A 3,505-nucleotide genomic window follows, 5' to 3' on the forward strand; every position below is an offset into this window, starting at 1 on the left:
TAATACCACTGGCCGCGCTCCCGCTCGGTGGGGGCCGGCAGTGCGGCGATCCGGGCCACCCGCGGGCTCAGGTATTCGGTGATCCGTTTGACGGTGCCACCCTTGCCGGCGGCGTCGCGCCCCTCGAACAGCACCACCACCCGCGCGCCGGTCGACCGCACCCACTCCTGAAGCTTCACGAATTCGGTTTGCAGACGCAGTAACTCGGTCTCGTAGCGGCGTTTCGAGATCTTCGTCGGGCCCGGTGTCGAACTCACCTGGCCGCCTCCACCAGCTCAGCAAGCGACTCCGCCAGCAGGGTGGGCAGCACCGCGACGTCGCTCATCGCCTTGCGGTCGGCATTGATGCCGTAGTACAGCGCCCCGTTGTAGGACGTCACCCCGATCGCCAGCACCTGATCGTGCAGCAGCGGCGGCACGCTGTAGGCGTCGAGGAGCTTGGTTCCGGCGATGTACATCTGGCGCTGCGCCCCGGGGGCGTTGGTGATCAGCAAGTTGAACGCCCGCCCGGAGAGCCCGGCGACGTGGGTGGCCGCCCGGATCCCCATGGCATGCAGGCTCGGCGGCGCGAAACCCGTTGCGGTCAAAATGGTTCGGGCGTCCACCAGGCCGGCCGCGGTGGAGTTCGTCTCGCTGGCGTAGGCGACCTGGGAGAGCCGGATCACCGCGTCGGGCTCGCCCACCGGAAGGTCGATCAGGAACGGTGTCACCGCGCCGATCGGCTGGCCCTGGCCGGCGCCGTCGAACTTGCTGTCCGGGTAGACCGGCAGCGGCGCCATCGCCCGCACCGTCTTGGTCGAGGGCACCGCCTCGCCCCGGGACAGCAGCCAATTGCGCAGGGCGCCGGTGATCACGCTCAGCACCACGTCGTTGACGTCGCATTCGAAGCGGCTACGCACCATCCGGTAGTCCGCCAGCCGACCGGCCGCCACGGTGAACAGCCGGCCGCGGGAGACGTGGGTGTTCAGCGGGCTGCGCGGCGCGGTGCCGCCCAGCACCGACCGGGCCAGATCGAACGCCTTCAGGCCGGCCCGGGCCGCCAGCCGCGCCGGGATCGTCGCCCGGCTGATCCCCGCCCCGAGGACCTGCAGCTGGGTGCCGGGGACGGTCATCCATTCGCCGAGCGCCCCGGCGACCAGCCGGGCGCGGCCCGGCTCGACCCGCGGCACCCAGATGTCTTCGTCGAAGACCGGGGGGCGCTGGCTGCGGTCGGTGATGACGTGCCCGATCGCCAGTGCGGTCACCCCGTTGATCAGCGCCTGGTGCGACTTGACGTAAAGGGCCAGGCGGTTTTTGGTCAGCCCCTCGACCAGGTGCATCTCCCACAGCGGCCGGGACTTGTCCAACGGCTGTTGGGCCAGCTGGCCGACCAGCTGGTAGAGCTGTTGGTCGCCGCCGGGGGACGGCAGCGCCGATCGGCGCACGTGGTAGGTGATGTCGAAGTCGCGGTCGTCGATCCAGACCGGCCGGCCCAGCGCCGGGTTGACGTCGCGAACCTTCTGCCGGTAGCGCGGTACCTGCGGCAGACGCTGCTCGACGGTGGCCAGCAGCGTCTCGTAGCTCAGGCCGGCCCGCGGCCGGTGCAGGATCAGCAGCGACCCGAGGTACATCGGGGTGGCGGTGTCCTCCAGCCGGTAAAAGGACGTATCCGCTATCGACAACCGACTCACCATAGCGGCTGCCCTCCTGCCGACCCCCGATACTGCCCGCCCACGGTAGCCGTCAAGCCGCGGGGTCGCACGCGGATACCGCCGATCGGCGATTGTGCGATGATCACCGCAGTGCCCTGCCACTCTCCAGCGGGCCGCCGGTTCGACCGACCCGTGGAGAGGTGCGTATGACCGTGAACCCAACCCTGTCCGGCCCGCCGGTCGTCGCGCCGGTCGTGGACTACGAACCGCCCGCACATCCGGTCCCCGCCCATCGGCCCCGTCGGCCGGTGCCGGTGCGTCTCGGACGCCGCCGCGACCGGCCGCCGCCGGAACGGCCGGCGCGCGTCCCGCTGGCGCCGGTGCCCCGCACCGCGGCGATGTTCGCCGACACCACGCTGCGCCGGGTGCTGGAAGTCATCGACCGCAGACGCCCGGCCACCCATCTCTATCCGCTGCTCACCGCCGGGCTGGTCGACTCGCTCCGGTCCCGGCCGGGTGCCCTGCCGGCCGGCGGCGGCACCGAGGCGGCGGCGCTACACCGGTTGCGGTTGCAGCCGATCGAATCCGGCGGGGCACCATCGGCGGTCGAGGTGTCCGGCAGCTACCGACGCGGGCGCCGGCTGCACGCGCTGGCCTGCCGCATCGAACGGGTGCCGGCCGGAGCCGGGCCGGGCTGGCAGATCGTCGCGCTGGACATCGGCTGAGCGCTCAACATCCGCTGGGCGCTGCCATCCGCTGAGCGACGACCAGCGATCAGCGCTTCTTCCCGGACTTGGACAGTTTGCCGCGGCGCCGGGCCGCATCCCGGCGCTCCCGCCGGCTGCCGCCGGCGGCCTCCCGGGGCTCCCCGTTGTGTCGCTGCAGCTGAGCCGACCCGCCTTCGTCGGGACCGGAGTAGGTCAGCGCCGGCTCGGCGTCGTCGGCCCCGTCCACCCCCTTGGCACGCACCGCGGAACCCTCGCCGGCCGCCGCCAGGTCGGCCAGGCCCTGCGGGGCGGCCATCGGCGCGACCGTCTGGGCCGGTGCCGCCTCCACGGCGACGTTGAACAGGAAGCCGACCGACTCCTCTTTCATCCCGTCGAGCATCGCGGTGAACATGTCGAAGCCCTCGCGCTGGTACTCCACCAGCGGATCACGCTGCGCCATCGCCCGCAGCCCGATGCCCTCCTTGAGGTAGTCCATCTCGTAGAGGTGTTCACGCCACTTGCGGTCGGTCACGCTCAGCAGCACGCTGCGCTCCAGCCCGCGCATCGCACCGTCGCCGCCGAGGGCGTCCAGTTCGGCCTCCCGGCGGGCGTAGGCGCTCTCGGCATCGGCGATCAGCGCCGCCAGGAGCTCGTCGCGGGTCAGCTCGCCGGCCTCCCCGACGGCGTCGCTGTGCAGCAGGTCGTGATGGTCGATCCCCACCGGGTACAGGGTCTTCAGCGCGGTCCACAGCGTCTCCAGGTCCCAGTCCTCGGCGTAGCCGGTCGCCGTCGCACCGTCGACGTACGCGGTGATCACGTCGACCACCATGTCGTGCGCCTGCTCGGCCAGGTTCTCGCCCTCCAGGATCCGCCGGCGCTCGGCGTAGACCACCTTGCGCTGCTGGTTCATCACCTCGTCGTATTTGAGGACGTTCTTTCGGACCTCGAAGTTCTGCTGCTCGACCTGGGTCTGCGCGCTCTTGATAGCCCGGGTGACCATCTTGGCCTCGATCGGCACGTCGTCGGGGAGGTTCAGCCGGGTCAGCAGCGACTCCAGCGCCGCGCCGTTGAACCGCCGCATCAGCTCGTCGCCGAGCGAGAGGTAGAACCGGGACTCGCCCGGGTCGCCCTGCCGGCCGGACCGGCCGCGCAGCTGGTTGTCGATCCG

General features: G+C 71.3%; 3 protein-coding genes and 1 pseudogene. 1 reads left to right on the top strand and 3 read right to left on the bottom strand.

Features of this window, described 5'->3' with window-relative positions; genetic code table 11:
- Together AC2VNT_RS11795 and AC2VNT_RS11800 are read right to left on the bottom strand one after the other, a co-directional pair.
- Positions 1 to 257, bottom strand: a pseudogene (locus AC2VNT_RS11795) (polyphosphate kinase 2); the annotation flags it as partial.
- Positions 254 to 1,672: a WS/DGAT/MGAT family O-acyltransferase gene (locus tag AC2VNT_RS11800; protein WP_486947034.1), complete on the bottom strand. Its 1,419-nt coding sequence runs from the start codon at positions 1,670 to 1,672 to the stop codon at positions 254 to 256. The pseudogene AC2VNT_RS11795 and the gene AC2VNT_RS11800, both read right to left, overlap by 4 nt.
- Before the next feature lie 164 nt (positions 1,673 to 1,836).
- Between AC2VNT_RS11800 and AC2VNT_RS11805 the strand changes: the two genes are divergently transcribed.
- A complete protein-coding gene (locus AC2VNT_RS11805) occupies positions 1,837 to 2,355 on the top strand; it encodes an Rv3235 family protein (protein ID WP_486947035.1) in 519 nt (172 codons plus the stop codon).
- Positions 2,356 to 2,404: 49 nt separating this feature from the next.
- Here AC2VNT_RS11805 and AC2VNT_RS11810 read toward each other — a convergent pair.
- Positions 2,405 to 3,505: preprotein translocase subunit SecA (locus AC2VNT_RS11810; protein WP_486947036.1), on the bottom strand; the 1,101-nt coding region annotated here is incomplete at its 5' end.

The organism is Mycobacterium sp. TH-M15 (assembly GCF_057473705.1).